The sequence below is a fragment of the Streptomyces sp. NPDC048297 genome (genome assembly GCF_043201585.1).
Lineage (GTDB): Bacteria > Actinomycetota > Actinomycetes > Streptomycetales > Streptomycetaceae > Streptomyces.
The window spans coordinates 157,863-179,440 of record NZ_JBICZA010000018.1 but is presented as its reverse complement, the minus strand read 5'-3'; the positions used below and the strand labels follow the sequence as shown (position 1 = coordinate 179,440).

General features: G+C 70.9%; 17 protein-coding genes and 3 pseudogenes. 14 read left to right on the top strand and 6 right to left on the bottom strand.

Annotated features, from left to right (window positions below):
* Positions 1-146 precede the first annotated feature (146 nt).
* The gene (locus ACGFYV_RS21485) at positions 147-1,094 is read right to left on the bottom strand and encodes a MurR/RpiR family transcriptional regulator (RefSeq protein ID WP_393880002.1); all 948 of its coding nucleotides are present in this window, start codon (positions 1,092-1,094) and stop codon (positions 147-149) included.
* Positions 1,095-1,308: 214 nt separating this feature from the next.
* Here ACGFYV_RS21485 and ACGFYV_RS21480 point away from each other — a divergent pair, with 214 nt between their 5' ends.
* From ACGFYV_RS21480 to ACGFYV_RS21465, 4 genes are all read left to right on the top strand, one after another.
* Positions 1,309-2,442 carry a BadF/BadG/BcrA/BcrD ATPase family protein gene (locus ACGFYV_RS21480; RefSeq protein ID WP_393880001.1) on the top strand — a complete coding sequence of 378 codons (1,134 nt, stop codon included), beginning with the start codon at positions 1,309-1,311 and terminating at the stop codon, positions 2,440-2,442.
* 8 nt (positions 2,443-2,450) lie between these two features.
* Complete coding sequence (locus ACGFYV_RS21475) at positions 2,451-4,022, top strand: sodium:solute symporter (protein ID WP_393880000.1); 1,572 nt, start codon at positions 2,451-2,453, stop codon at positions 4,020-4,022.
* Positions 4,023-4,146: 124 nt separating this feature from the next.
* Positions 4,147-5,334 (top strand): anhydro-N-acetylmuramic acid kinase, encoded by a 1,188-nt coding sequence (locus tag ACGFYV_RS21470; RefSeq protein WP_393879999.1) that lies wholly within the window; start codon positions 4,147-4,149, stop codon positions 5,332-5,334.
* Positions 5,335-5,472: 138 nt separating this feature from the next.
* Positions 5,473-8,334: an FAD-binding and (Fe-S)-binding domain-containing protein gene (locus ACGFYV_RS21465; protein WP_393879998.1), complete on the top strand. Its 2,862-nt coding sequence runs from the start codon at positions 5,473-5,475 to the stop codon at positions 8,332-8,334.
* A gap of 32 nt (positions 8,335-8,366) precedes the next feature.
* Here ACGFYV_RS21465 and ACGFYV_RS21460 read toward each other — a convergent pair whose 3' ends face one another.
* A complete protein-coding gene (locus ACGFYV_RS21460) occupies positions 8,367-9,743 on the bottom strand; it encodes an APC family permease (protein ID WP_393879997.1) in 1,377 nt (458 codons plus the stop codon).
* 255 nt (positions 9,744-9,998) lie between these two features.
* Here ACGFYV_RS21460 and ACGFYV_RS21455 point away from each other — a divergent pair, with 255 nt between their 5' ends.
* From ACGFYV_RS21455 to ACGFYV_RS21445, 3 genes and pseudogenes are all read left to right on the top strand, one after another.
* Positions 9,999-10,625 (top strand): TetR/AcrR family transcriptional regulator, encoded by a 627-nt coding sequence (locus tag ACGFYV_RS21455; protein WP_393879996.1) that lies wholly within the window; start codon positions 9,999-10,001, stop codon positions 10,623-10,625.
* 191 nt (positions 10,626-10,816) lie between these two features.
* Positions 10,817-12,004: a P1 family peptidase gene (locus tag ACGFYV_RS21450; RefSeq protein WP_393879995.1), complete on the top strand. Its 1,188-nt coding sequence runs from the start codon at positions 10,817-10,819 to the stop codon at positions 12,002-12,004.
* Positions 12,005-12,367: 363 nt separating this feature from the next.
* Positions 12,368-13,544 (top strand): annotated as a pseudogene (locus tag ACGFYV_RS21445) (Cmx/CmrA family chloramphenicol efflux MFS transporter).
* Positions 13,545-13,614: 70 nt separating this feature from the next.
* On the opposite strand, the pseudogene ACGFYV_RS21440 reads toward ACGFYV_RS21445, so the two are convergent.
* Positions 13,615-14,011: pseudogene (locus ACGFYV_RS21440) on the bottom strand (IS110 family transposase); the annotation flags it as partial.
* Between ACGFYV_RS21440 and ACGFYV_RS21435 the strand changes: the two are divergent.
* On the top strand, positions 14,011-14,496 hold the full coding sequence (locus tag ACGFYV_RS21435; protein WP_393879994.1) for a hypothetical protein: 486 nt from the start codon (positions 14,011-14,013) through the stop codon (positions 14,494-14,496). The pseudogene ACGFYV_RS21440 and the gene ACGFYV_RS21435 sit on opposite strands and share 1 nt — an antisense overlap.
* On the opposite strand, the pseudogene ACGFYV_RS21430 reads toward ACGFYV_RS21435, so the two are convergent.
* Positions 14,489-14,659 (bottom strand): annotated as a pseudogene (locus tag ACGFYV_RS21430) (IS110 family transposase); the annotation flags it as partial. The gene ACGFYV_RS21435 and the pseudogene ACGFYV_RS21430 overlap by 8 nt on opposite strands.
* Positions 14,660-14,744: 85 nt before the next feature.
* On the opposite strand from ACGFYV_RS21430, the gene ACGFYV_RS21425 reads away from it, so the two are divergent.
* Complete coding sequence (locus ACGFYV_RS21425; protein ID WP_393879993.1) at positions 14,745-15,122, top strand: VOC family protein; 378 nt, start codon at positions 14,745-14,747, stop codon at positions 15,120-15,122.
* A gap of 7 nt (positions 15,123-15,129) precedes the next feature.
* On the opposite strand, the gene ACGFYV_RS21420 is transcribed toward ACGFYV_RS21425, so the two are convergent.
* Together ACGFYV_RS21420 and ACGFYV_RS21415 are read right to left on the bottom strand one after the other, a co-directional pair.
* Positions 15,130-15,636 carry a GNAT family N-acetyltransferase gene (locus ACGFYV_RS21420; RefSeq protein ID WP_393879992.1) on the bottom strand — a complete coding sequence of 169 codons (507 nt, stop codon included), beginning with the start codon at positions 15,634-15,636 and terminating at the stop codon, positions 15,130-15,132.
* Positions 15,637-15,789: 153 nt separating this feature from the next.
* A complete protein-coding gene (locus ACGFYV_RS21415) occupies positions 15,790-16,836 on the bottom strand; it encodes a LacI family DNA-binding transcriptional regulator (RefSeq protein WP_393879991.1) in 1,047 nt (348 codons plus the stop codon).
* 221 nt (positions 16,837-17,057) lie between these two features.
* Here ACGFYV_RS21415 and ACGFYV_RS21410 point away from each other — a divergent pair, with 221 nt between their 5' ends.
* The 5 genes from ACGFYV_RS21410 (at position 17,058) to ACGFYV_RS21390 (ending at position 21,557) form a co-directional block, all read left to right on the top strand.
* Positions 17,058-17,960: an ABC transporter substrate-binding protein gene (locus ACGFYV_RS21410; RefSeq protein WP_393879990.1), complete on the top strand. Its 903-nt coding sequence runs from the start codon at positions 17,058-17,060 to the stop codon at positions 17,958-17,960.
* A gap of 2 nt (positions 17,961-17,962) precedes the next feature.
* The gene (locus tag ACGFYV_RS21405; RefSeq protein WP_393880008.1) at positions 17,963-19,060 is read left to right on the top strand and encodes an amino acid ABC transporter permease; all 1,098 of its coding nucleotides are present in this window, start codon (positions 17,963-17,965) and stop codon (positions 19,058-19,060) included.
* A 1-nt stretch (position 19,061) separates the two neighbouring features.
* Positions 19,062-19,805, top strand: a complete 744-nt coding sequence (locus ACGFYV_RS21400) for an amino acid ABC transporter ATP-binding protein (protein ID WP_393879989.1) — start codon at positions 19,062-19,064, stop codon at positions 19,803-19,805.
* Positions 19,802-20,560 carry a type 1 glutamine amidotransferase gene (locus ACGFYV_RS21395; protein WP_393879988.1) on the top strand — a complete coding sequence of 253 codons (759 nt, stop codon included), beginning with the start codon at positions 19,802-19,804 and terminating at the stop codon, positions 20,558-20,560. The genes ACGFYV_RS21400 and ACGFYV_RS21395 overlap by 4 nt, the downstream gene beginning before the upstream one ends.
* A gap of 406 nt (positions 20,561-20,966) precedes the next feature.
* The gene (locus ACGFYV_RS21390) at positions 20,967-21,557 is read left to right on the top strand and encodes a DUF6461 domain-containing protein (protein ID WP_393879987.1); all 591 of its coding nucleotides are present in this window, start codon (positions 20,967-20,969) and stop codon (positions 21,555-21,557) included.
* The last annotated feature ends 21 nt before the right edge of the window (positions 21,558-21,578 follow it).

The following is a 21,578-nucleotide window of genomic DNA, read 5'->3' as shown; positions in this document are numbered from 1 at the left end:
CAGCCGTCAGCCGTCAGCCGTCAGCCGTCAGCCGTCAGCCGTCAGCCGTCAGCCGTCAGCCGTCAGCCGTCAGCCGTCAGCCGTCAGCCGTCAGCAGGGGGCAGGGGGCAGGGGGCAGGGTGCAGGCAGCCGTGAGCGGGCGGCCGTCACCCTTCAGCCGGTGCGCGGCGCTGTGACTGCGGGCGCCTGCGGCGCTGGACCGCTCCGTAGGTTTTCTCGAGCGCGGCGGTCGTGGCGTCGAAGGAACGCTGTGCCACGCCGACGAACAGGCAGTCGATGACCGCGAGTTGGGCGATGCGGCTGACGGTCGCACCGGAGCGGAAGGGGGTCTCCCGGGCGCAGGTCGTCAGCACGAGGTCCGCGCTGTCCGCGAGCGTCGAGCGCGGGGAGTTGGTGAGGGCGATGGTGGTGGCGCCGCGTTCGGCGGCGGCCTGGAGCGGCTCGACGGTGTCCTCGGTCTCCCCGGAGTGGGAGACGGCGACGGCCACGTCGCCGGGCCCGAGCAGGGCGGTGGCGGTGAGGGCGGCGTGCCGGTCGGTCCAGATGAACGCCATGTGGCCGATGCGGTGCAGCTTCTGGTGCAGGTCCTGGCCGACGAACGCGCTGGCCCCGACGCCGAAGATGTCGATCCGCCGGGCCCCCGCCACGGCGTCGACCGCCCGGCCCAGCACCTCGACGTCCAGTCCGGCCCCGGAGTCCTCCAGGGCGCGCACCTCGTTGTAGATGATCTTGCTGACGATCTCGTCAAGCGAGTCGGTCGCGCTTATGTCGGTGCCCGGCGCCGGACGCTCGCCGCCGAGGGCGTGCTCGCGGGCGGCGGCTGCGGCAAGCGCGAGACGCAGCTGCGGATAGTTGGCGATGCCTATGGCCCGGCAGAAGCGCATCACCGTGGCCACCGAGGTGTCGGCCCGCCCGCCGAGGGCGCTGATGGACAGCTCCGCCGCCTGCGCCGGATCGGCCAGGACGGCTTCGGCCACCCGCCGTTCCGACGGGGCCAGTGACGGCAGTGCCGTACGGATGCGCGCCAGTGTCCCGGCGGGGGAGGCGTCCTCCGCCTGCTGGGCCGGTGCGCGGGGTGGTTCCTGGCTGGCCATGGGCCGATCCCTCCTGAGTGGGTGGGCGACAGATTAGTCACGGCGCCAGCGGGACGTCAAAAAGTTACGTGATGAATTGCCTCAAGTTACTTATTGACATATGGAGTCTGGCCTTCTGATACTCGCTGCACCGTGATCCGCCCGGTCACCGGCCCTTCGGCCGTCCCATGACCCGCCCGGCGCGACGGATCCCCGAGATACGAAGGCGTGCCGTATGACAGCAGCAGTGGCGGTGGACCTGGGCAAGACCGGCTGCCGTGCCGTGCTGTGGCACGGCGACGACGGTCCCACCAGTGACGTCCACGAGGTGCCCGGAGCTCCCGGGCTCGCCGCCGAGAACGGGGTGGCCGCGGCCCGCGCCGCCGTGCGCGCCGCCGTCCTCCCGCTCCTGGAGCGGGAGCGGACGCCCCGGCTGGCCGCGGTCTGCGTGGGCGCCGCGGGGGCTGCCGCCGCACCGGAGGCGGCCCGCGAACTGGCCGGCCTGCTCCTGGAGGACCTGCCCGCGGACGAGGTGGCCGTCGCCAGCGACGCCGTCACCGCCCACGCCGGCGCCCTCGGCGGACGTACGGGCGTGGTCCTCGCGATCGGCACCGGCTCCGTCGCCATCGGTATCGGGGACGACGGCTCGTACGCCCGCGTCGACGGCTGGGGCCCCTGGCTCGGCGACGAGGGCAGCGGCGCCTGGATCGGCGCCGCCGGACTGCGGGCCGCGCTGCGCGCCCACGACGGACGCGGACCGGACACCGCGCTGCTGAGCGCCGCCGTCGCGCGCTTCGGCGACCCCGACCGGCTGCCCACGGCCCTCGGACGGGACGGCAACCCCGCCCGCACCGCCGCGACCTTCGCCCCGGACGTGGCCCGTGCCGCCGCCGCGGGCGACGACGCGGCCTCCGCGATCATCCGTGACGCCGCCGACGCGCTCGGCGACGCCGTACTCGCCGCCGCCCGCCGGATCGGCGCCGCCGCCACCCCTACGGGCACGGCCTCCGCCACCCCCTCGGACACACCCGCCGCCACCCCCTCGGGCACGGCCCCCGACACACCCCCCGCCCCCCTCCCGGTCACCATCACCGGCGGGCTCACCGGCCTCGGTGAACCGCTGCTCGGTCCTCTCCGGTCGGCGCTCGACGACTCCTCGCGCCCCCCGCACCCGCGCCACCCGCACCCGCGCCACCCGCACCCGCGCCCCCTGCACCTGCGGCCCCCGCTCGGGGACCCGCTGGACGGCGCACGCCTGCTGGCGCTGGACGCCTCGGCACCGCACGAACCCCACGTCGCCCGCGTACGCCGGTCGACGCCCTTCCCCACTGTCCCCACCCCGCCGGTGACCCCGCCGGCCGTTGCTTAGGAGTGAGCGTGCGCCAACTCGACCTCGTGGTGGTCGTCGTCTATCTGGTGGCGATCGCCTGGATCGGACTGCGCCTGGCCGGACGGCAGAAGACCGCGAAGGACTACTTCGTCGGCGAAGGCCACATGCCGTGGTGGACGGTCTCGTTCTCCGTCGTGGCCACCGAGACCAGTGTGCTCACCGTCATCAGCGTGCCCGGCGCGGCGTACAGCGGAGCGGGCTTCGGCAACGTCGAACTCGCCCTCGGTTACGTGATCGGCCGCGTCGTCGTGGCCACCGTGCTGATCCCCCTGTACAAGCGCGGCGGCTTCGTCAGCGCCTATCAGTACCTGGGCACCAGATTCGGGCTCAAACTGCAGGGACTCGCCTCGGTGACCTTCGTGTTCACCCGTCTCCTCGCCGAGGGCGTCCGGCTGTTCGCCTCCGCGATCCCGATCAAGCTGCTGCTCGACGAATTCGGCGTGCACACCGGCTACCGGGTCATCATCATCGTGCTCACGGTGATCACCGTCGTCTACACCTACCTCGGCGGCATCAAGGCGGTCATCTGGACCGACGCCATCCAGATGGGCCTCTACCTCGGCGGCGCGATCCTCGCCGTCGCCGTGCTCTCCGGCCACGTCGGCGGCGACGGCTACTCCAGCGCCCTGCACACCGGACACTTCAAGCTCTTCGACACCAACTTCGACCTGGCGCACGTCCTCACCAGCCCGTTCGCCCTGCCGACCGCGATCATCGGCGGCGCCATCTTCGCGATGGCCAGCCACGGTTCCGACCAGCTGATCGTCCAGCGCGTCCTGGCCACCCGCTCGCTGCGCGACGGTCAGAAGGCCATGATCGCCTCCGGTGTCTTCGTCACCCTCCAGTTCGCCGCGTTCTCGCTCGTCGGCGCCCTGCTGTGGTCGTACAACAAGGGCAAGGACTTCAAGCAGCTGGGCCTGGCCAGCGCGGACAACCTCTACCCGAACTTCATCCTGCACGGGCTGCCCGTGGTGGTCTCCGGTCTGCTCGTGGCCGGCATCCTCGGCGCCGCGATGGGCTCGCTGTCGTCCGCGCTGAACTCCATGTCGAACTCGACGGTCGCCGACATCATCCACAGCTTCTTCCGCAGCACGCCCTCCGAGGAGTCGCTGCTCAAACTCGCCCGCGTGATGACGCTGGTGTGGGCGGTGCTGATGGCCGTCTTCGCCTGCGCCTTCAGCACGAGCACCGGCAACGTCTACCTCACCGGTCTGACGATCGCGGGCTACACCTACGGCGCGCTGCTCGGCGCGTTCCTGCTCGGCCGGATCGTCCGGCGCGCCAACGAGGTCGACTCCGTCGTGGCCTTCCTGGTCACGGTCGGCGTGATGACGTACATCGTGCGCGGCGTGAAGATCGACGTCACCGTGGCCGGCGCCACCGTACCGACGGCGATCGCCGCCCAGTGGCTCGTGCCGATCGGCGTGGTGATCACCCTGGTCGTCGGCGGCCTGATGAGCTTGTTCCACCGTGCTCCCGAGATCGACGTGGTCCCCGCGGACGACGGCGAGCGGGGCCCCGGCCCCGACCGCGTCGCCGCGGCAGCCGACCAGGAGTGACGAACCACCCACCCCACCGGGTGCGGGGCCGCCTCGGCGACCCCGCACCCGCCCCCGAGACACAGGGAGAAGCCATGACGCAGCCGACCCCGCCCGCGCGGCGGACCGTGCGCAGGGAGACGCCGTGCGCGTGATCGGTCTGATGTCGGGCACCTCGTACGACGCCATCGAGGCCGCCGCCGCCGACCTCACCCTGGACGGCGACACCCTGCTCCTTCGGCCCCTCGGCCACCTCTCCGTCCCCTACACGGACGACCTCACGGACCTGATCGGCGCCGCCCTGCCGCCGGCCGCGACGACCATGCGTGCCGTCTGCGCCCTGGACACCGGTGTCGGCCAGGCCTTCGCCGACGCCGCCGGGCGCGCCCTGCGCGAGCTGTGCGACGGCACCGCCGATCTCGTGGTCTCCCATGGCCAGACCATGTACCACTGGGTCGAGGACGGCACCGTCCGCGGCACGCTCCAGCTCGGCCAGGCGGCCTGGATCGCCGAGGCCACCGGCCTCCCGGTCGTCTCCGACCTGCGCAGCAGGGACGTGGCCGCGGGCGGGCAGGGAGCGCCGCTGGTCGGCATGACCGACACCCTGCTGCTGCGCGCCCTGCCCGGCACCCCCGCCGCGCTGAACCTCGGCGGCATCGCCAACGTCACCGTCGTCGCACCCGACGCCGAACCACTGGCCTTCGACACCGGCCCCGCCAACGCCCTGCTGGACGCGGCCGTACGACACTTCACCGACGGCGCCGCCACCTACGACGAGGACGGACGCAGGGCCGCCGCCGGCCGGACCAGCCCCGAACTGCTCCGCGTCCTGCTGGACGACCCCTACTACCGCAGGCCCGCCCCGAAGACCACCGGCAAGGAACTCTTCCACCTGCCCTACCTGCTGCGCGCACTGGAGTCCGCGCCCACACCGGACCCCGACGACGTGGTGGCCACCCTGACCCGGCTGACCGCCGTCACCGTGGCCGACGCCTGCCACGCCCACGGTGTCACCGAACTCGTCGTCTCCGGCGGCGGCGCCCGCAACCCCGTCCTGATGCGCATGATCGCCGAGGAACTGCCCGGCGTACGCCTGCGCCCCAGCGACGACCTGGGCCTGCCCTCCGACGCCAAGGAGGCCCTCGCCTTCGCCGTACTGGGCTTCCTCACGGTCCACGGACTGCCCGGCACCCTCCCCTCGGGGACCGGCGCCCGACGGGCGACCCTGCTGGGCAGCATCACCCCGGGCCTGGAACCGCTGCGCCTGCCCGCCCCCGTCGCGCACCCGCCCCGCCTGATGCGGATCACCGGACCCACCGCCCCCGTCCACTGACACCCGCAGTGTAGGAGGAGTCATGAACCCCGCTGCAGCCGCATCGTCCGTCCGCTGACACCCGCACCGTAGGAGGAGTCACGAGCCCCGCTGCAGCCGCATCCTCCGTCCACTGACACCCGCACCGTACGAGGAGCCATGAGCCCCACCGCCGCCGCATCCTCCGCCGCGCCGAACGCCCCCGACGGGGCCGCAGGCCTGACCGGGATCCTCGCCGCGTGCGTCGGTGACCCGGCCCGCGTGACCACCGACCTGCCCCGCCGGGTCGCGGCCGCCCACGACGCGTCGCCGTACCTGTTCACGCCGCAGGCCGTCGTCCGCGCCGCCTCCGTGGCCGAGGTCGGCGCCCTGATGGCCGGGGCCCGCAGGGCGGGACTGCCGCTCACGCTGCGTTCGGGGGGCACCAGCCTGGCGGGACAGGCGGGCGGCGACGGCATCCTCGTCGACGTGCGCAGCCACTGGCGCACCGCCGAAGTCCTGGACGAGGGCCGGCGCATCCGGCTGCAACCGGGCCTGACGGTCCGTCAGGCCAACGCCAGGCTCGCCCGGTACGGGCGCCGGCTCGGCCCCGACCCCGCGAGCGAGTCCGCCTGCACCATCGGCGGCCTCGTCGCCAACAACTCCAGCGGCATGAACTGCGGCACCCAGGACAACGCCTACCGGACCATGGAGTCCCTGCGGTTCGTGCTGCCCTCGGGCATCGTCGTCGACACCGCGGCCCCCGACGCCGACCAGGAGTTGCGCGCCCGCGAGCCCGAACTGCACGCGGGACTCCTGCGGTTGCGCGACCGCATCCGCGTCTCCGCCTCCTCCCGCGCCACCATCGAGCGACTCTTCTCGATGAAGAACACCATGGGCTACGGCCTCAACTCGTTCCTCGACCACACCGACCCCGCCGCCATCCTCGCCCACCTCATGATCGGCAGCGAGGGCACCCTCGGTTTCGTCGGCGAGGCCGTCTTCCGCACCGTCCCCCTCCTGCCGCACACCGCCACCGGACTGCTGGTGCTGCCCGGTCTCGCCGAAGCCACCGACGCGCTGCCCGCACTGCTGGCCGCCGGCGCCCGCACCGCCGAACTCCTCGACGCCGCCTCGCTCCGCGTGGCCCAGCAATCCCCGGACCCCGTCGACCAGTTGCGCGGACTGCGCGTGGAACGGCACGCCGCACTGCTGGTCGAGTTCGCCGAGGACAGCGCCGAGGCGCTGGCGGAGACGGTGGCCGCCGCGCAGCCCGTCCTGGACCGCCTGCCGTCCGTCAGCGGCACCGCGCTCGTGCGCGACCCACAGGTCAGGGCCCGCCTCTGGCACCTGCGCAAGGGCCTGTACACAGCGGTCGCGGGGGCACGCCGTCCCGGCACCACCGCGCTGCTCGAGGACATCGCCGTACCGATGGAACGGCTGACCCGCACCTGCGAGGGCCTGATCGGCCTCTTCGACCGGCACGGCTACCAGGACGCCGTCATCTTCGGCCACGCCCGCGACGGCAACCTGCACTTCATGCTCACCCAGGACTTCGACTCCGCCCCGGAGACCGAGCGCTACGCCCGCTTCACCGACGCCATGGTCGACCTCGTCCTGGACGAGGGCGGCACCCTGAAGGCCGAGCACGGCACCGGCCGCGCCATGGCCCCCTTCGTGCACCGCCAGTACGGCGACGAACTCTACGCCGCCATGCGCGAGTTGAAGCGGCTGTGCGACCCGCACGGCGTACTCAACCCCGGTGTGCTCCTGGAGGACGACCCGGCGGCCCACCTGCGCAGCCTCAAGAGCGTCCCCGAGGTCGACCCCGCCGTCGACGCGTGCGTCGAGTGCGGCTACTGCGAGCCCGTCTGCCCCACCGCGGACGCCACCACGACACCACGCCAACGCATCGCCCTCCAGCGGGAGATCACGCTCGCCACCGCCGCCGGCGACGAGGAACGCCGCCGCGCCCTGGAAGCCGACTACACCTACGCGGCCGTCGACAGCTGCGCGGCCGACAGCCTCTGCGTCACCGCCTGCCCCGTCACCATCGACACCGGCGCGGTCATGAAACGCCTGCGCGCCGAACGGCACGGCGCCACCGCCCGGCGCGCCGGGAACGCGGCGGCGAAGCACTGGGGCACCGCGGTCAAGGGCGTGCGCGCCGCACTCGACACGGCCCATGCCCTGCCCACCCCGGCCCTGCGTGCCGCCACCGGCGCGCTCCGCGGGCTCGGCGCGGGGGAGTTGATGCCCGCCTGGGCCGACGACATCCCGCGCGGCGGCCCGGACCGGCCCGCGCCCCGCCAACCCGCAGACGCGCGGGCGGTGTTCTTCGCCGCCTGCATCGGCAGCGTCTTCGCTCCGGAGGGCGGCTCCGACGGGGCGGCGGCCGCGTTCCTGCGGCTGTGCGACCGGGCGGGCGTGCCGGTCGTCGTGCCCGAACTGGCAAGCCTGTGCTGCGGCACCCCGTGGCAGTCCAAGGGCTACACCGAGGGGCACCGCACCATGGCCGTCCGCACGCTCGACGCGCTGTGGGCCTCCAGCGACCAGGGCCGCCTGCCGGTCGTCTGCGACGCCTCCTCCTGCACGCACGGTCTGGAACAACTGCCGAGCGCCCTCCCCGAGTCCGACCGCGCACGCTTCGCGTCCCTGCGCTTCGTCGACAGCGTCGCCTTCACCGCGGAGCACCTGCTCCCCGCGCTGCCCGAGCCGCGCCGCCTGGGCAGCCTGGCCCTGCACCCGACCTGCTCCACCGTGCACCTGGGCATCGACGGCGCTCTGCGCACCGTCGCCGCGGCCCTGAGCGACGAGGTCACCGTCCCCGACAGCTGGGGTTGCTGCGCCTTCGCCGGCGACCGCGGCCTGCTCCACCCGGAGATCACCGCGAGCGCCACCGCCGCCCAGGCCGCCGAGATCACCTCGCGCTCCCACGACGCGTACGCCTCCTGCAACCGCACCTGCGAAATGGGCATGACCCGCGCCACCGGCCGCCCCTACCGGCACGTCCTGGAAGTCCTGGACACGGCGACGGCCTGAACCGCGCGCGGGGCACGAGCCCACTGGGCCCCTCAGACGATCTCCTCGTCCGCGGGAGCCGGCAGCGTCCACCGTTCGTCGCGGCGCGGGTGGAGATACGCGTAGTAGTACACGTAGCCGAGCGCGAGCATGCCGACGGACAGCCCCACGGGCACCCAGTCGGCCTCGACGGACTGGTAGAGCACGTAGGCCATGACGACGAGCACCGCGAGGGGCGACAGCGGGCCCAGCGGCATGCGATAGGGCGCGTCGGCCGTGGTGCCGCGCCTGCGGCCCGCCAGCGCGGAGAGCGCCACAAGGACGTACAGCAGCGCGACGTTGGCGCCGGTGGCCAGGATGAGGGTGTTCATCGGGACCAGCCAGGCGACGACCACGGTGGCGGCACCGGTCGTGAGCGTGGCGACGACGGGCGTCTTCAGCTTCGGGTGCACGGCGGCCAGCGGCCGTCCGATCACATCGGGCCAGGAGCCGTCACGCGCCGAGGAGTAGAACAGCCGGCCGATCTGCAGGAAGAGGGCGATGAGCGCGTTGAAGATCGCCAGGGCGATGCCGAAGCTCACCAGCGCGTTGAGCGTGGAGCCGCCGCGGCTGGTCAGGAACTCGTTGATCGGGGCGTCCGCCGCGACCAGCCGGCGCAGGTCCGAGGTCCCCAGGAGCACCGCGGTCACGGGGATGATCTCGGCCGCCACGGTGATGACGAACGACACCATGATCGCCCGGCCGATGGTGGACGTCGCGTGCCGGGTCTCCTCGGCGAAGTAGACCGCGGTGCCGTACCCGTTGTAGGCGAACAGCACCGTCGGGATCGCCGCGAGAACCACGCCCGCACCGACGGGGCTCAGCCCGCCGTGGCCCGTGGTCTGCGCCGTCCACAGCACCGTCACCGGCTGGCTGACGTGGAGGAACCCGAGGACGGTCAGGACGACGAGAGCGAGCATCTCCAGGACGAGGAAGACGCCGGTCACCCAGGCGTTGGTGCGGATGTTGAGCACCGCGGCGCCGGCCGCCACCAGGAGCGCCACGATCCCGACGCCGGGCCCCGACATCGACGTCCATATGACGCCGAGGTAGTCGCCCGTCCCCAGCCCGATCACGGCGGTGACCAGCACACCGCCGATCAGGCTCATCATCAGCAGCGCGAACCCGGTCGACTTGCCGATGGTGCGCGCCGCGAAGGCGTACTCGCCGCCGGTCACCGGGAACGCGCTGGACAGTTCCGCGTAGCAGAAGGCGGTGAACAGCGCGATGACCGCGGCGATGACGCACGCGGTCGCCGAAGCCCCGCCGACCGCCTGGATCGCGGCGGGCATGACGATGAACACGCTCGACGCCGGGGTCACCGACGACAGCGTGATGAGGACGTTCTCCTTCAGGGACAGGGAACGGGACAGGTCCTGCGCGTACTTCACCGGCTCGGCCGCCGCAGCCTCTGTCGCCGCTGTCTCAGCCGCTGATGTCACTGGTGCCGGCTCTGCCGGCCCTGTCGGCGCTGCTGGTGGCCGTGTCGTCCGCGTGGGTATCGCCTGGTTCAGCTCGTCACTCATCAAGGCCTCCAGCGCTGTCAATGATTCTTTGGCGCTGAAGCCAAAGATAAGAACAGTGACTCTGTCAAGACCAGAGGACTGCTGCTTGATTCTTTGCCGCACCTGCTGAAGAATGCGGCCATGGCCCGTACGAAGAACCAGTCCGCCCGCCGGGAGCAGCTCGTGAGCGCGACGATGAGCGCCGTCAGCCGCCATGGACTCGGGCGGCTGCGGGTCAGCGACGTCGCCGAAGCCGCCGGGGTGGCCCGCGGCTCCGTGCAGTACTACTTCCCCGACTTCGACGAGCTGCTGCGGCAGACCTGCCGGCAGGCCATGGACCGCTTCTTCACCGCCCGCGCGGCCGTCGCACAGCAACTCGACGACGCCCGTGACCGACTGGTGGAGACCGCCTGGCACGGCCTGCCGCACGACCCTGACGACGAACTCACCATCGCGCTCTACGAGTTCTCCATCGCCAGCCGTGACGACAGCGACATGCGTCTGCTCTTCCACTCCCTGTACGACCGCCAGGTCGCCCTGTACACCGGCATCCTGGAGGCGGGCCGCGCCCAGGGGCACTTCACGCTCACCGAATCCGCCTTCGACATCGCGTGCAACATGGTCGCCCTGGAAGACGCCTACGGCCTGATGATCATCTCCCGTCAGGCGTCGATACCGCCCGGACGCGCCTTCGAGCTGCTGCTCGCCTACGCCAAGGCCGCCACCGGCTGCCCCGACCTGACCGCGGACCGGCGACTTCCACGCTGAAACCGGCGACTTCCACACTGAAACCGGCGGCTTCCACGCTGAAGACGCCGGCTCCCACTCTGAAGACGCCGGCTCCCACTCTGAAGACGCCGGCTCCCACTCTGAAGCCGTCGGCTTCCACGCCGAAGACCGACCGCCCGTACGACCGCACCACCCACTCCACCCCGACAACTGTCAAGGAGAGCCGCCCGTTGCTGAGCATCGACGACCGCGTCGACCCCTCCCAGGTCACGCCCTCAGGCCGCCCGCGCGCCCGTGCGCTGGGAATTCCCCTCGACGGACGCCCCGGACCGCACAACGCGATCACCGACGTCCCCGGCGTCCAGGTCGGCTACACCACCCTGATCGAGGGCGCCGGCCCGCTCGTCACCGGGCAGGGCCCCGTCCGTACCGGCGTGACCGCCATCCTGCCGCGCGGCAGGGACGGGGTCGGCCGCGCGTGCGCCGCCGGATGGTTCTCGCTCAACGGCAACGGCGAGATGACCGGCACGGCGTGGATCGAGGAGACCGGCGCGCTGGCGATGCCCGTCGTCATCACGAACACGCACGCCGTGGGTCCGGCGCACCGGGGCGTCGTGGACTGGGTCGTCGCCCATCACCCGCAGGCGGCTCGCCAGTGGCTCCTGCCTGTCGTGGGCGAGACGTGGGACGGCTACCTCAACGACATCAACGGGTCCCACGTCCGGCCCGAGCACGCCGTCGCGGCACTGGACAGCGCCGCCTCGGGCCCGGTGGACGAGGGCTCGGTCGGCGGGGGCACCGGTATGAACTGCTATGACTTCAAGGGCGGTTCGGGTACGGCGTCACGCGTGGTCGACTACGGCTCGCGCTCCTACACCGTGGCCGCCTTCGTGCAGGCCAACTTCGGCAGCCGCAGGGAACTCGTGGTCGCGGGCGTACCCGTCGGCCGTGCCCTGCTCGACGACAACCCCATGGAGGCGAACGCCTCCTGGCCGGCCCCGTCCGGAGCGGGCTCGGTCATCGTCGTCATCGCCACCGACGCCCCGTTGCTGCCCGGCCAGTGCAAGGCGCTGGCCCGGCGCGTGCCCATCGGCCTGGGCCGGACCGGCACTTCCGGAAGTCACTTCTCCGGCGACCTGTTCCTCGCCTTCTCCACCGCGAACGACGCCGCCCTGAGCAGTACCTTCCCGCGAGGCGCAGCGACGGACGAGGACTACGAGTCGCTCACCTTCGTCCCCTGGGGCCGCATCGACCCCTTCTTCGAAGCCACCGTGCAGTCGGTCGAGGAAGCCGTACTCAACGCCCTCGTAGCCAACGAGACGATGACCGGCCGCGACGACCACCGCTCCCCGGCACTCCCACACACCCGCCTGCGCGACCTGCTGGCTACGGGCCGCCAGGAGCTCACCGCACCGTGACCCCAGCACCATGAGGCACCGGGACGGGCCGCCGGCTACGGCCTGGTCGGCCATCCGGGACCGCCCCGACGCGCAGCCTCACGACCTTCGCCCGGGGGCGTCCCGCTCAATGCTCCAGCCCTGCGGGGTGTGGGTCAAAGTCGTGTGGTGCGAGTCGAGGCCCTTGCGGGTAACGTGCGGGTCATGTCGAGCCCTGAGGCAGCCAAGGTGGGGGCTTTCGGTCACGCCGTCAGCCCCCTGAACCACTGAGTTCGAAGTACTTCGTCCCGCCGCGTTGTGGGGCCGGATACGTGTGCCCGCGGGTGCTGACTGCGGTGACGAGACGTCTTCCTTTCGTGCTTCTCCTCGTCTCGGAGCCCCTCGATGCCTCTTCCGCTGTATCTGCTTGCCCTGGTGGTCTTCGCCATGGGCACTTCGGAATTCATGCTTGCCGGCCTCTTGCCGGACATCGCCTCCGACCTCGACGTAAGCGTCGGGACGGCAGGGACCCTCACCTCGGCCTTCGCGGTCGGCATGATCGTCGGTGCCCCGCTGGTAGCCGCGCTCGCCCGCGACTGGCCCGGCCGGGGCAGTCTCCTCGGGTTCGTTCTGGTGTTCTCGGCGGCGCATGCCGTGGGCGCCGTCACCACGAGCTTCGCGGTCCTGTTCGTGACCCGGGTCGTCGCCGCGGTGGCGAATGCGGGATTCCTCGCCGTTGCGCTGACCACCGCCGCCCGGCTGGTTCCGCCGGGCAAGAAGGGGCGTGCGCTGGCCGTCCTGCTGTCCGGCACGACGGTGGCGACGATCGCCGGCGTTCCTGGGGGGATCCGTGCTCGGCACGATGCTCGGCTGGCGGGTCACCTTCTGGGCTGTCGCCGTCCTGTGTCTGCCCGCAACTCTCGGTGTCCTCATGGGAATCCCCACCCGCCCAGAGCAGTCGGACGAAGCCGACGGACCGGCGTTGCGGTCAGAGGTCTCGCAGCTCAGGAGGCCGAGGCTGCTCCTCGTCATGCTGCTCGGCGCGCTGGTGAACGCGGCAACCTTCGCAAGCTTCACGTTCCTGGCTCCCCTTGTGACCGGCAGTGCCGGACTGGCCAGGCTGTGGGTATCGGTCGTGCTGGTGCTCTTCGGGGCCGGTTCGTTCGTCGGTGTCACCCTTGCTGGGCGACTCTCGGATCAGCGCCCCGGCCTGGTCATCGCGGTCGGCGGCCCGCTGCTGCTCGTCGGCTGGCCGGCACTGGCCCTGCTGGCCGAGAACCAGATCGCTCTCCTCGCACTCGTATTCGTGCAGGGCGCGCTGTCGTTCGCGGTGGGCAGCACGTTGATCACGAGGGTCCTTTATGAGGCGGGCGGAGCCCCCACCATGGCTGGGGCGTATGCCACTGCGGCACTGAACATCGGCGCGGCCGTCGGCCCCCTCATCGCCACGACCACCCTCGACACCGTTGGCGACCGCGGGCCGCTGTGGACGAGCGGACTCCTGGTCCTGGCCGCGTTGCTCGCCGCGCTCCCCTTCCGCAAGGTGATGGCGCCTGCCCGGAGCCACGAAGGGCTCCAGTGATGCCTGTGACGTCCGTGATGATCAGCCAGTCACGCTGTCTGCTCGGTCGAGGGCGCCAGGAGTGGTGTGAGGCACGCTGTTCGTCAAACGGCGGCCGGGTCTTCAGGCAGTGGTGGAGCTGTCCGAGGAAGCGGTTGAGCAGGTGGCACTGGGCGGCGTTGTGCCAGTCTCCGTGCTCGCGTCGGCGCCTGTAGTGGGCGTTGCTTGAGCAAGGCCAGCAGCTGCTGGCCGAAGGCGTCCTCGACGGCCGGGAGGTGGTGGGCGTACTCGGCGCGGAGGACGCCTTGCAGGCGTTCGGCCTCGGTGTCGAAAGACCGGGTGGGCCCGCTGCGTTTGAGGGCGGCCCGGATCTGGGCGACGGTGAGCCGCGCCGCCCTCGCCGGTGTCGGGGCCACGGTGAGGCCCACCCTGGCGTCCGCCCTGGTCAGACCGCCTTCCCTGCCCTGGAAGGCGTGCAGGGTGGCGGGTGAGCGACCTGCTGTGGGATGACGTGAAGTGCTTCTTCGACCTGGACTTGATGGGGTCGTTGCCGGACGTGCGGGTCCCGAATGCCTCGGTGGAGGCCTGGCAGGCGGTCCTCGACCTTGTCGCGGAGAAGGGCTGGAAGTGCCAGTACTCCGAGGGAGAGACAGTGCTTCCGGTGCCCCGGGCGGAGACCGTGCTGTCCCGTGCGGCGGATGCGGAGTGCCCGGACCTGCGGGTCTGGCCGACCGCCGATGTGTTGGCGATCTTCAGTTTCCACGCCGACGACGAAGTCGACTTCGACGTCGACCTGCGGGAGTTGCAGGGCCAGGACCGACTTGATGTGTTCTGCGGCTTCCTTCGGGAGATCGGGCGACGGTTGGGCAAGCCTGTACTCATGGACCCGGAGGGCGAGTATGGCCATCCGGCGCTCGGCTTCGACGTCGAGGCTGATCGAGTCGTTCTCCTTGCAGACCCGCAGGTCAGGTGATTGGGGCTGACGGCTGTGGTTGGTAGAAGGTGCCGTCGCGGAGCATCGCGAAGAGGACGTCGGCTCGGCGTCTGGCGAGGCAGAGCAGGGCCTGGGTGCGGTGCTTGCCCTGGGCGATCTTCCTGTCGTAGTAGGCCCGGGAGGCCGGATCGCCCAGAGCGGAGCGGCCCGGCCGTAGTCCGCGAAGTGGTCGGATTCGAGGTGGGCGGCCTCTGGACGGTGGGGGGAATTCATGATCGGCTCGGGGCATGAGTTCCTTGATCCGTCATGTCACGATCGACGCCGCCGACCCCTATGTCCTCGCGAGCTTCTGGGCCCAGGCCCTGGACGGCTCGCTCGCGGACGACGACTTTCCCGGAGATCCGGCAGCCCTGGTCACGTCGACGGCGGCCACCTTGCTGTTCATCAGGGTCGACGACCGTAAGACGGCGAAGAACCGCGTGCATCTGGATCTGCAACCCCAGGACCTCACCCGGGACGCGGAGGTCGAGCGCCTGCTCTCGCTCGGTGCCACGCTCCAGGGCGACCACCGCGGGCCCGATGGAACCGGTTGGGTAACGCTGCACGACCCCGAGGGCAACGAGTTCTGTGTGGAACGCAGCGCGGCCGAGCGGGCGAACGACTGATGCCCTGTCAACCCCCTGCCGGAGCACCCGCGTTCGGCCGTCGCGCCATGGAGACGTCGATGGGGTCCTGACCGTCGACCGTGAACCCGTGGCGCTCGTACAGCCGCCGCGCGGCGCTGCCCCGCAGGACGTTCAGGCGCACGGGCACACCGTCGGCGTCGATCCGTTCCAGCACTGTTCGCAGCACAGCCGATCCAAGCCCGCGGCCCTGGAGGCCTGGAGCGAGATAGAAATGCTCCAACCACCGCCCGTCCTCCGTCGGCCGTACGGTGATGCAGCCCGCGAAGGCGCCGTCGGCCACGATGACCGACGTGTGCTGCGGGGAGAAGGAGTTCCGTAGCCGCTGCCGGACCCGATGCTCGTCGAACCGCCCCAACCGCTCCAGGTCCGGGCGCATCACCGTCGCCCGCAGCTCCGCGATCGCCTCGATGTCCGTCGGCTCCGCGGAGCGCAGCGCCCATTCCATGGGGCGGTCCGGCCGTACCTCGTCCGCCCCCGCACTCGTCGTGTCCATGGGCCGAAGTATCTCAATGGCCCGCTGTGACAACGGCCGGCCATTCGGCAGCACCTGCCGCACACCATGGCACATTCGCCGCCATCGAGCGCCGGGGTCGACCGAACTCACGGACGCCACCCCAAGTCCCTCCGCGCAAGCGCCCCGCAGTGTTCACCCCCGGCGCGTCGAGCCGCGTACGACCACCGTGCACGGTACGACCACGTTGTCCGGCTTCTTGCCGTCGAGTACGTCGATGAGTGTCGTGACGCATTGGGCGCCGAGGCGACGGGCGTCCAGGCTGAGGGCGGTCAGGGGGACGTCCCAGTCGGCGGCGCCGGCGGATTCGGCGCTCTCCCGCATCACGCTGATCATGAGGTCGTCGGGGACGGTGAGGCCGAGCCGGCGGGCGGCGACGACGAGTGCCTGGCCGTAGGTCTCGTTGAGGCCGTGCACGGCGTCGGGGCGGTCGGGGGAGGAGAGCAGGCGAAGGGCTGCTTCCACGGGTTCTTCGACGGCCCCGGGGGTTTCGACGAGGGGAGCCTGTCCGGTCCCGGCGCACCACTGGCGGTACAGGCGCTCGCAGTCCTGCGTGTAGGCGTCGGGCTCGGGGCCGGAGAGGAGGCCGACGCGGGTGGCGCCGGATTCTCGTAGGTGGCGCAGGAGTTCGGCCATGCCGTGCTCCAGGTCGCTCTCCACGGTGGGGACGCCGTCGTATCCGGGGTCGATGGGGCGTCCGTCGGTGACCACGGGCATGCCGCGGCCCGTACAGTCGGCGAGCAGCGGGTCGTCGTGCACGGGGTCGACGATGATCAGCCCGTCCATGGGGACCCGTGTCCACAGACCCGAGGTCGGGTCGCCGGGGACGACCACGAGAGCGTAGTCGCGTTCCACGGCGGTCATGGTGGCACCCGCCGAGAAGGCGGCGTAGTAGGGGCGGTAGGTACTGGCCCAGGGGCGGTCCGACATGTGGCCGACGACGAGGCCGAGGATGCCGGTGCGTCCGGAGACCAGGCCGCGGGCGACGGGGTCGGGGCGGTAGCCGAGTTCCTCCGCGGCGCGGCGCACCCGGTCGCGGGTGGCCGGGGCGATCTGGCCCTTGCCGCGCAGGGCGTGGGAGACGGTGGTGATGGACAGGCCGGTCGCCTCCGCCACGTCGCGGATGCCGACCCGGCGGCCTGCTCCCTTGTCCGGTGTCGATCTGCGGCTGTTCGTGCCCACTCTCGCCCTCCCCTGTCGTCCGGTTGCGTGTCGTCCCGACCGCGGCGCCTCGTCCCGATCGCGGCATCGGTGGCGGCGCCCACGAGCCTAGGGGGAAGTCGTTCCCGCCCTCCGGATACCAAAACGTTTTTGTTTCTCTGACCTCGGACTATTGACGTACCCAAAACGTTTTGGGCACTGTAGCGCATCACCGGCCTACGCCCCTTTCCCCTAGGAGCTCCATGCGCACCGTCCGTAGCCTCGCCATGCCCGCACTCGGCGTCGTCCTGCTCGCGGCCCTCACCGCCTGCGGTGGCGCCGTGTCCGGCGAGGGCGACTCCACGACCCACACCACCGACTCCAAGGGGTCCCGCACCTACGGCCAGTGCAAGGTGACCGGCGTCCGCGGCTCGATCCACCTCAAGACCGTCCAGAAGGACACCCTCACCGTCGTCGGTGACCTGCCCAGCCCCGGCTGGTGGAACGGTGACACCGTCGCCCAGATCGACAACGGCTACGAGTACTGCATGGCCGCGAACCTCGCCTACCGGGCCGGCCTGCCCAAACTCACCGTGCGCAACGTGTCGTTCGACGCCCTCGTCGCCGGCAAGACGCAGAATTTCGACATGGCGCTCGCGGAGATCTCCATCACCGACGCCCGCCGCAAGGTCGTCGACTTCTCCGCCCCCTACTTCGCCTCCAACATCGGAGTCCTGGTCAAGTCCGGTTCCAAGGTCACCCAGGACAACATCGGCGACCTGCAACTCGGCGTGAAGCAGGGCACCACCGGCGCCGACTTCGTCAACCAGCACCTGCACCCGAAGAAGCAGCCGAAGGTCTTCGCCGGAGACGTCGAACTGCAGGCCGCCGTCCAGGCGGGCCAGATCGACGCCGCGCTCACCGATGTCGCGATCGTGCTGGGCAAGGCACACGAGTCCCAGGGCAAGTTGAAGGTCATCGGCCAGTTCGAGACCGGCGAGTCGTACGGCGCGCTCTACCCGAAGGGCAGCGCGAACGCCTCCGCACTCGACGGCGCCATCGAGTCGATGAAGAAGGACGGAACGCTCGACGGGCTCTCCTCGGCCTTCCTGGCCAAGGCCTTCGGCGGCGACCCGGAGTCGATCCCGCTCTGGAGCGCCAAGTGACCATGACCTCCAGCCTGTTGACGACCGAGCGCGGCGAGCCCTCGAAGAGCACGCCGCCCCCGCCGGCCCTGCCGCTCGCCGCCACGGCCGTGGCGGCCGTCCTGGCCACCACGGCGCTGACCGCCCTCACCGCCGTGTCCGTCAGCCGGGTACTGCCTGGTTCCGGCACACCCGTGATCCTCGGCGCCGTCGTGGTGGCCGCCGCGGTGCTCGTTCTGCTCAAGCCCGCGACACGAGCCGTGCGTTCGGCACGTGCCGCCGCCACGGCCTGGGGACAGGAGCGGCGCACCGATGCCCGCCGGGCCGCGTCCGAGGCCCGCGAGGACGCCTGGACCACGCTGGGCTGGTGCCTGGCCGCACTCGTCCTGCTCGGCGTGGTCTGGTTCCTGTGCACCAACGACCGCGCCGTCCAACGCACCTTCTTCGACGGCAAGGTCATCGGCATCAGCTTCGGCGAGACCGCCTCCGCCTTCGGCACCAACCTCTTCATCGCCGTCGTCGCCCAGGTCCTGATCCTCGCCTGGGGACTGGCACTTGCCCTCGCGCGCATGGCACCGGGCCGGGCCGGGCGCCCACTGCGCCTCCTGGCGACCACCTACATCGACGGCTTCCGCGCCGTCCCGGCGATCATCATCATCTACCTGATCGGCTTCGGACTGCCCCTCGCCGAGGTGCCGTTCCTCAGCTCGCTCAGCCCGGTGTGGTTCGCGATCCTCGCGCTCACCCTCACCTACGGCGCGTACGTCGCCGAGGTCTTCAGGGCCGGCATCGAATCCGTCGCCCCGGGCCAGAGCGCCGCCGCGCGTTCCCTCGGCCTCTCGCGGAGCGCCACACTGCGCCACGTGGTGCTGCCCCAGGCGACCCGGCGCGTCGTCCCGCCCCTGCTCAACGACTTCATCAGCCTGCAGAAGGACACTGCCCTGGTGAACGTCATCGGCACGATCGACGCCTTCAACCAGTCGAAGATCTTCGCGTCCAACCACTTCAACCTGTCCTCGGTCACCGTGGTCGCGGGGCTGTTCGTCCTCATCACGATCCCGCAGGCCCGGCTGGTGGACCGACTGGTCGCCCGTGAGCAGCGACGCGGCAAGGGAGCCTGACATGGCATTCATCGAGATCGACGCCGTACACAAGAGCTACGGCGACACCCCGGTGCTGCGCGGTATCGACCTGGACGTCGAACAGCACCAGGTCGTCACCCTGATCGGCGCCTCCGGCAGCGGCAAGTCGACGCTGCTGCGCTGCATCAACGGCCTGGAGGACATCAGCGCCGGCGAGATCCGGGTCGGCGGCGACGTCGCGTCCGGCCGGGGGACCGACGTGGACCGGCTCCGCCGCGACGTCGGCATGGTCTTCCAGCACTTCAACCTGTTCCCGCACATGAGCGTCGTACGCAACGTCGCCCTCGCACCCGTACGGGTGGCCGGAGTACCCCGCGCCGAGGCCGAGGAACGGGCCCGCACCCTCCTCGCCCGCGTCGGACTCGCCGACAAGGCCGACCGCATGCCCGACCAGCTCTCCGGCGGACAGCAGCAGCGCGTGGCGATCGTCCGCGCGCTGGCCACACAGCCCCGCGCACTGCTCCTCGACGAGATCACCTCGGCGCTCGACCCCGAACTCGTCTCCGAAGTCCTCGCCATCGTCCGGGAACTCGCGGACGACGGCATGACCATGCTGCTGGCCACCCACGAAATGGGCTTTGCCCGGGAGGTGTCACACAAAGTGTGTTTTCTGCACCAAGGCGTACTGCTGGAAGAAGGCCCGCCCGAGCAGATCTTCGGCGACCCGCAGGAAGAACGCACCCGCGCGTTCCTGCGCCGTATCGTCGAGGCGGGACGGCTGTGAGCGCGCCCCGCGTGCTCGTCGTGGAGCACGAGAACGGCACCGGCCCGGCCCAGGTCGGTGAACGCCTCACCGCGCAGGGACTGACACTCGACCTGTGCCGCCCGTGGGCGAACGACCCCGTTCCCCACGATCTGGACGCCTACGACGGACTCCTCGTCCTCGGCGGATCCATGGGCCCCTACGACGACGAACGGGCCCCCTGGCTGCCCCAGGTGTGCGACCTGCTGCGCCAGGCGGTGGCACAGGACCTGCCCACCCTGGGCATCTGCCTCGGCATGGAACTGCTCACGGTCGCCTGCGGAGGCGAGGTCGGTCATGCCGCCCGCCCGGAGGTGGGCCTGTGCGAACTGACACCTCTTCAATCCGCCTCCACCGACGACCTGTTCGCCCCCCTCGCGAACCCGAACCCGACCTCTACCTCGAACCCGTGCGCTGTGCAATGGCACTGGGAGGAGACGTCCGTCCTCCCCGAAGGCGCCGTCCCCCTCCTCACCAGCGAACGCTGTACCCATCAGGCCTACCGCATCGGAACCGCCGTCTGGGGCGTCCAGTTCCACCCCGAAGTCCTGGCCGCGGACATCGCGGCCTGGGGTGCCTCCGACGTCGGCGCCCTGGAGGCACTGGGCCTCGAACCGGCATCCGTCGTCGCTCACGTCGCCCGCGAGGAAGAACGCCTGCGCGCGTTGTGGGGCGCCTTCGCCGAGCGGTGGGGCGAGATCGTCACCGCTCGCCGATCGGAGCCGGCACACCGGTGACGTGACTGGGGGGTGCCTCTGTGTTCTTCGTCAAGCGTGTGGGCAACTTCGGCCCGAGGTTCGATCTTCTTCGTGGGGCATGAGACTGCCTGGGCGTGCCAGAGATGACGAGTAGGTTGGAGGCGGCCTTGGCTGAGGCGTCGTCTCCTTCATGGACACAACGTGTTCGTGCCGGGCGTGACCTTGCTTCCTTCACTGATGTTCCCGAGGCCGCGGAAGCGCTGATGCGTTGGCGGGCGAGGCGGAGGAGGACCTGGGTGTGGGTCTTTCCGCGGCCTCGCCGGCGGTCCTGATGCCGGCGCCGGGCATCGACGTCAGGACCGGGGAAGGAGACATCCGACGCAGTTGATCTGTCAAGGCTGGCAGCCGGGGAAGTCTGTCGGTGGTGTGTGGCAGCATCCGCAGCATGACCAGTGCAGAGATTGGCAGCGGACTGGACTTGTTCCGAGAGGGCGATTTCCCCGTCTATACGCTGACCTTCGTGCGGGATCTGCCTCCTGCGGAGCTGCTTACCCGCATGGGGGTGGATCAGGGGACCCTTGCGCTTCGCGACGCCGTAGATCTGGCAGACGACTTGGGTGACGACCTCTTCGACGATGAAGAACCCGTCGTCACCAGTGGCATCGACGGCTTGTGGACGTGGGCATGGGAACAGGGCGGCGTGCATGGACTCGATGAGAGGATCTTGAGTCGCGTCTCCGTGGGCACGGAAGCCGTGGTGCTCCACTGCGACGAGAAGCCGATGCACTGGTTGAAGTACGCGGTGGGCGGCGAGATCATCGTCGGCTTCCACACCCTCCAGGCGATCGAACCGACCGGGCAGGACCCCGCAAGACTTGATGACGTCATGAGGCCCCTCGGGCTCATCCCTGGCCAGGTCGCGCCCCTGCACAGCGTCCTGGCGCTGGTAGAGAACGCTTTTGACATCCGCCTGCGGCAACCCGACGACGTGGACGACGAGCGTTGGAGCGGCAGGCTCCTTCCCCTGCCGGACTGAAAGCCTCAAGCGGTGGCCCTC